Here is a 6,172-nt window from a genome sequence, read left to right as displayed (position 1 = left end):
ACAACGGTGGGTTGACACCCACCGAGATGGAAAGACAAAGAACCTCTGGCTGTGTCCAAATTAAGTAGACCACTTCAGCCCCGACCCGAAAGGCAGACGGAATAAGGCGAATGTATCGCGAAGCGACGATTTTCCCGCCGGGAGCCAGGGTTGCAAGGGAGGTGGCGGTGAACCTCCCTTGCACGTTCACAGGTGGGGTGATTGTAGAGAGGCTGTGGACATAAGGTGAACGTCACCCTTCATCAGAGTGACAGATTCTCCCTCATTTCTTAACTGACCAGCATTAGGCTGACCGTACAGCTTTACGCGTCAGCGCCCAAATTTCCACCATGCTGTCAATATTTGTTGACAGACTCCTTCCTGCTAACCGAATAGTGGCTTATCATCTGTTTAATAGTTCATTGATTAGGTGAAGGTTCCCATGCGTCTGGAAGTCTTTTGTGAAGATCGTCTAGGTCTGACCCGTGAATTGCTGGATTTACTGGTACTTCGCAGCATTGATTTACGTGGTATTGAGATTGACCCCATCGGGCGGATTTACCTTAATTTTGCTGAACTGGAGTTCACCAACTTCAGCAGCCTGATGGCGGAGATTCGTCGCATCGCGGGCGTCACTGATGTGCGCACCGTGCCGTGGATGCCCTCCGAGCGCGAGCATCTGGCGCTTAGCGCCTTGCTTGAGGCGCTTCCGGAGCCGGTTCTGTCGCTGGACATGAAAAGCAAAGTGGAGATGGCGAACCCCGCGAGCTGTCAGCTTTTCGCGCAAAACCCGGAGCGCATGCGCAATCACACGGCGGCGCAATTGATCAATGGTTTCAACTTCCAGCGCTGGCTGGAGGGGAATCCACAAGGCTCCCACAACGAACATGTCGTGATCAACGGTCAGAATTTCCTGATGGAAATTACGCCAGTCCATCTTCAGGGCGAGAACGACGAACATATGCTGACAGGCGCGGTGGTGATGCTGCGTTCCACCCTGCGGATGGGGCGTCAGTTGCAGAACCTCAACACCCAGGATCTGAGCGCCTTTAGCCAGGTGATTGCCGTTAGCGCCAAAATGAAACATGTGGTTGAGCAGGCTCGTAAGCTGGCAATGTTGAGCGCGCCGCTGTTGATCACCGGGGATACCGGGACAGGGAAAGATCTCTTTGCACATGCCTGTCATCTGGCGAGCCCGCGCGCAGCAAAACCGTATCTGGCGCTGAACTGCGCGTCCATCCCGGAGGATGCGGTTGAAAGTGAGCTCTTTGGCCACGCGCCGGAAGGCAAAAAAGGGTTCTTCGAACAGGCGAACGGCGGCTCGGTGTTGCTGGATGAAATTGGCGAGATGTCGCCGCGTATGCAGACGAAACTGCTGCGCTTTCTCAATGACGGTACGTTCCGTCGGGTGGGCGAAGATCAAGAGGTTCACGTGGATGTCCGGGTGATTTGCGCCACCCAGAAGAACCTGGTGGAACTGGTGCAAAAAGGACTGTTCCGCGAAGATCTCTATTACCGCCTGAATGTTCTGACGCTCAACCTGCCGCCGCTGCGCGACTGCCCACAGGACATTATGCCGCTCACCGAGCTGTTCGTGGCGCGTTTTGCCGATGAGCAGGGTGTGCCAAGGCCTAAACTGGCGGCCGATCTTGGAACGGTACTCACCCGTTACGGTTGGCCCGGTAACGTGCGTCAGCTCAAAAACGCCATTTACCGTGCGCTGACTCAACTGGAAGGTTACGAGCTGCGCCCACAGGATATTTTATTGCCGGATTACGATGCCGCGACCGTTGCTGTCGGAGAAGATGCGATGGAAGGGTCACTGGATGATATTACCAGTCGTTTTGAGCGTTCTGTGTTGACGCAGCTTTATCGCAATTATCCCAGCACGCGTAAGCTGGCGAAACGGCTGGGGGTGTCACACACCGCGATTGCCAATAAATTGCGTGAATATGGGTTGAGCCAGAAGAAGAACGACGAGTAATTGCAAAAATGAAAATGCCTCCAAATCTGGAGGCATTTTTGTATCCGCGAGGATTACGCTTTCAGGACGTCCAGCGCGGCGGTGTAGTCAGGTTCGTTGGTGATTTCATTCACCAGCTGGCTGAAAATGACGTTGTCGTTTTCATCGACCACCACCACGGCACGCGCGGCCAGACCCTTCAGAGGGCCTTCGGTGATTTCCACACCGTAGTTTTTCAGAAAATCACTGTTACGCAGCGTGGAGAGGGTGATAACGTTGCTCAGACCTTCCGCACCGCAGAAACGAGACTGGGCAAACGGCAGGTCGGCAGAAATGCACAGCACGACGGTGTTGTCGATTTCTGTCGCGAGTTGGTTAAACTTACGTACCGATGCCGCACATACGCCGGTATCAATACTCGGGAAAATATTCAGCACTTTACGTTTGCCAGCAAACTGAGTCAGTGCGACGTCAGACAGGTCTTTTGCCACGAGGGTAAAAGCCTGCGCTTTGCTACCAGCCTGAGGAATGGAGTTGGCGACTGCAACGGGGTTGCCCTGGAAATGAACGGTTTGTGACATGGTTATCTTCCTGTTTACATATAGTTAACGTCGCGGTTAGTTTATGCCATCAGTAGTTAACACAGCAAACGCTATTTGTGGTGAATCGCACACCGCCGCAACATAAGGAGCACGAATGAGATCGGTGAAGGTGTATGAGGAAGCCTGGCCACTGCATACCCCCTTTGTTATTGCGCGAGGGAGTCGGAGCGAAGCGCATGTGGTGGTTGTGGAGCTGGAAGAAAACGGTGTGAAGGGGACGGGCGAGTGTACGCCTTACCCCCGATATGGCGAAAGTGATGCCTCAGTGCTTGCGCAGGTCATGAGCATTGCCCCGCAACTGGAAAAAGGATTAACCCGCGAAACCTTACAACAGCTGTTACCTGCTGGCGCGGCGCGTAACGCTGTAGATTGCGCATTGTGGGATTTAAGCGCCCGTCAACAGCAGCAAACACTGATCGAGTTCGTTGGTATCGAGTTGGATTCACCGGTGATTACGGCGCAAACCGTGGTGATTGGAACGCCAGATCAAATGGCGGCCAGCGCGGCGGCCCTGTGGGAAAACGGGGCGACACTTCTGAAAGTGAAGCTCGATGATCATCTGATCAGCGAACGTATGGTGGCGATTCGTTCGGCGGTTCCTGAGGCGACGCTGATTGTCGATGCCAATGAGTCCTGGCATGCGAGTGGTCTGGCGGCCCGCTGTCAGCTACTGGCCGATTTGGGGGTGGCGATGCTGGAGCAGCCATTACCGGCGCACGATGATGCCGCGCTGGAGAATTTCGTTCACCCGCTGCCCATTTGCGCAGATGAGAGTTGCCATACCCGTAGCAGCCTGAAATCGCTGCAAGGGCGCTATGAGATGGTCAACATTAAGCTGGACAAAACCGGAGGGCTGACGGAAGCATTAGCATTAGCAACCGAAGCCAAAGCGCAAGGTTTCGGTTTAATGCTGGGCTGCATGTTATGCACGTCGCGTGCGATCAGCGCAGCGTTACCGCTGACGACGCAGGTGAGTTTCGCCGATCTCGATGGCCCGACCTGGCTGGCGGTGGATGTCGAGCCAGCACTGCATTTTACGACCGGAAAACTCCATCTTTAGGATGCCAGCGAAGTAGATTCGACATTGCCAGCAGATACGTCTCGCTGGCTTCGTCGGAAGAAATAGGCGGAAACTCGGCGGTGATGCAGTGCAGGTTGAGATCGGCACACCAACTGCCAAAGGATCCTGGCGTCTCGTAACCTACGCTTGTCACCAGTGGCAATTCGAACATCTGCGCCAGCCACGCACCCAATTCACTGTTTTTTGGATCTTCAATGCAGGCCAGCGGATCGTGGAATGACACGACCCAGGCAGGGTGAATACGGTGTATGAGCTGGCACAACGCCTGGGTTTCCGGCTCCGACCCCGAATGTTCTCCGGTAAGTAACACAACATCGCGCTCTTCTGCGGCGCTGTTCCAGCGATACACCGTTTCGCCCGCCCTCCAGTTTGCCGCCGGAAAGTTACGATTTAAATCGACACCGTTGGCATTGGCGCGCAGCCCGAGCTGGCAACCATCCGGATTGACGGCCAGCACCACATGATGACGACGTAAAGACGGGGTGAGGGTGCGCAGCGCGCAGGAGAGCGTGACCATCGATGAATTTTCATCACCGTGGGTGCCCGCTAAAATCAGACCGCTTTCACGATCGGCGGCAGGAGCCGGGAACCAGATCAACGGCGCCCCTAAGAGTGAACGTCCATAGTGTTCTGTGCCAGGCGGAAATGCGCCGCGTTCGGCGCGAGGGCGAGTAACGGTCATAAGCGTCTCTGAATGCTGGAGTTATTATTCGCAGTGTTGTGCAAATTTCGCGGATAATCAAATCGTTTTCATAGACTTCTTATTCTCGTTGTAATATCAATTTTGTGCGGGAAGTTATTTGCTTTTCCCATAGTTAAAACAAATAATTACGCCGTCATTTTATTCAGGATTAACTTATCGATTGGGGTACCTTATGAAGCTCTCTGTTTCAGTAACCTGTTGTGCGCTGTTGGTTAGCAGCATTTTTCAGACACATGCTGCCGATGTTCCCAACGGAACGGTTCTGGCAGAAAAACAAGAGCTGGTGCGCCATATTAAAGATGAGCCTGCGTCGCTTGATCCGGCTAAAGCCGTTGGATTACCAGAAATTCAGGTGATTCGTGACCTGTTCGAAGGCCTGGTCAATCAAAACGACAAAGGTGAAATTATTCCGGGTGTCGCCACCCAGTGGAAGAGTAATGACAACCGTGTCTGGACGTTTACCCTGCGCGACAACGCCAAATGGGCAGATGGAAGCCCGGTTACGGCACAGGATTTTGTCTATAGCTGGCAGCGTCTGGTGGATCCGAAGACACTGTCACCGTTCGCCTGGTTTGCGGCGCTGGCGGGAATTAATAATGCGCAGGCCATTATCGATGGGAAAGCCACGCCAGATAAACTGGGCGTGACTGCCGTTGATGCGCGAACCTTAAAAGTCCAGTTGGATAAACCGTTACCCTGGTTTGCGAATCTGACCGCCAACTTTGCCTTTTATCCGGTGCAGAAAGCCAACGTAGAGAGTGGAAAGGACTGGACTAAGCCAGGCCATTTGATCGGCAACGGCGCTTATGTTTTAAAAGATCGCGTGGTCAATGAAAAGCTGGTCGTCGAGCCGAACACGTATTACTGGGATAATGCGAAAACCGTCATCCAAAAAGTGACGTTCCTGCCCATCAACCAGGAATCATCCGCGACCAAACGTTATCTGGCGGGTGATATTGATATCACGGAGTCCTTCCCGAAAAATCTGTATCAGAAATTGATGAAGGATATTCCCAATCAGGTTTATACCCCGCCGCAACTGGGGACGTATTATTACGCCTTTAACACACAAAAAGGACCTACCGCGGATTCTCGTGTGCGCCTGGCATTAAGCATGACCATCGACCGACGTATTATGGCTGAAAAAGTGTTAGGCACCGGGGAAAAACCGGCCTGGCATTTTACCCCGGATGTGACGGCAGGATTTACACCTGAACCTTCACCGTTTGAGCAAATGAGTCAGGAAGAACTGAATGCGCAGGCCAAAACGTTACTGAGGGCGGCAGGCTACGGTCCGAATCGTCCGTTAAATCTGACGCTGCTGTATAATACGTCTGAAAATCATCAGAAAATTGCGATTGCCGTGGCATCGATGTGGAAGAAAAACCTCGGTGTGGATGTGAAACTGCAAAACCAGGAATGGAAAACCTATATTGATAGCCGTAATACCGGTAATTTTGATGTGATCCGTGCGTCCTGGGTCGGGGATTACAACGAGCCGTCTACTTTCCTTTCGCTGCTGACCTCAACGCATTCCGGTAATATTTCTCGTTTCAACAACCCGGCATACGATAAGGTTCTGACTCAGGCAACCCTGGAAAATACCGCGCAGGCACGTAATGCGGATTATAATGCCGCGGAAAAAATCCTGATGGAGCAGGCGCCGATTGCGCCAATTTATCAGTACACCAATGGTCGCTTAATTAAACCCTGGCTTAAAGGTTATCCCATCACCAACCCGGAAGACGTGGCCTACAGCCGGACCATGTATATTGTGAAACACTGATATACAGTCAACAATAAACCCAACGCTGGCGCTATAATCGCGCCAGCGTCTCTTTATC

General features: G+C 52.9%; 5 protein-coding genes. 3 read left to right on the top strand and 2 right to left on the bottom strand.

Annotation, left to right across the window (positions count from 1 at the left end; genetic code table 11):
- Nucleotides 1-421: 421 nt before the first annotated feature.
- Nucleotides 422-1,963 (top strand): transcriptional regulator TyrR, encoded by a 1,542-nt coding sequence (gene tyrR / locus AC07UY_RS20525; RefSeq protein ID WP_203361069.1) that lies wholly within the window; start codon nucleotides 422-424, stop codon nucleotides 1,961-1,963.
- A 53-nt stretch (nucleotides 1,964-2,016) separates the two neighbouring features.
- Here the strand turns inward: tyrR and tpx are convergent, their stop codons facing one another.
- Nucleotides 2,017-2,523 carry a thiol peroxidase gene (gene tpx, locus AC07UY_RS20520; RefSeq protein WP_203361070.1) on the bottom strand — a complete coding sequence of 169 codons (507 nt, stop codon included), beginning with the start codon at nucleotides 2,521-2,523 and terminating at the stop codon, nucleotides 2,017-2,019.
- Between the two features lie 115 nt (nucleotides 2,524-2,638).
- Here tpx and ycjG point away from each other — a divergent pair, with 115 nt between their 5' ends.
- Nucleotides 2,639-3,604, top strand: a complete 966-nt coding sequence (gene ycjG / locus AC07UY_RS20515) for an L-Ala-D/L-Glu epimerase (RefSeq protein ID WP_203361071.1) — start codon at nucleotides 2,639-2,641, stop codon at nucleotides 3,602-3,604.
- Here the strand turns inward: ycjG and mpaA are convergent.
- Nucleotides 3,579-4,307 carry a murein tripeptide amidase MpaA gene (mpaA, locus tag AC07UY_RS20510; protein WP_494660557.1) on the bottom strand — a complete coding sequence of 243 codons (729 nt, stop codon included), beginning with the start codon at nucleotides 4,305-4,307 and terminating at the stop codon, nucleotides 3,579-3,581. The genes ycjG and mpaA overlap by 26 nt on opposite strands.
- A 193-nt stretch (nucleotides 4,308-4,500) precedes the next feature.
- On the opposite strand from mpaA, the gene AC07UY_RS20505 reads away from it, so the two are divergent.
- A complete protein-coding gene (locus AC07UY_RS20505) occupies nucleotides 4,501-6,114 on the top strand; it encodes a peptide ABC transporter substrate-binding protein (RefSeq protein WP_494701832.1) in 1,614 nt (537 codons plus the stop codon).
- Nucleotides 6,115-6,172: the final 58 nt, after the last annotated feature.

The sequence above is a fragment of the Citrobacter sp. GW821-FHT02E08 genome (genome assembly GCF_059421685.1).
The sequence above is the reverse complement of the archived record's forward strand: the minus strand, read 5'-3'. Positions and strand labels throughout refer to the sequence as shown.

Excerpts from the sequence above, each read along its gene's own strand:
- AC07UY_RS20505 (WP_494701832.1), top strand. The coding sequence starts at position 4,501 with ATGAAGCTCTCTGTTTCAGTAACCTGTTGTGCGCTGTTGGTTAGCAGC.
- ycjG (WP_203361071.1), top strand. The coding sequence starts at position 2,639 with ATGAGATCGGTGAAGGTGTATGAGGAAGCCTGGCCACTGCATACCCCC.
- tyrR (WP_203361069.1), top strand. The coding sequence starts at position 422 with ATGCGTCTGGAAGTCTTTTGTGAAGATCGTCTAGGTCTGACCCGTGAA.
- mpaA (WP_494660557.1), bottom strand. The coding sequence starts at position 4,307 with ATGACCGTTACTCGCCCTCGCGCCGAACGCGGCGCATTTCCGCCTGGC.
- tpx (WP_203361070.1), bottom strand. The coding sequence starts at position 2,523 with ATGTCACAAACCGTTCATTTCCAGGGCAACCCCGTTGCAGTCGCCAAC.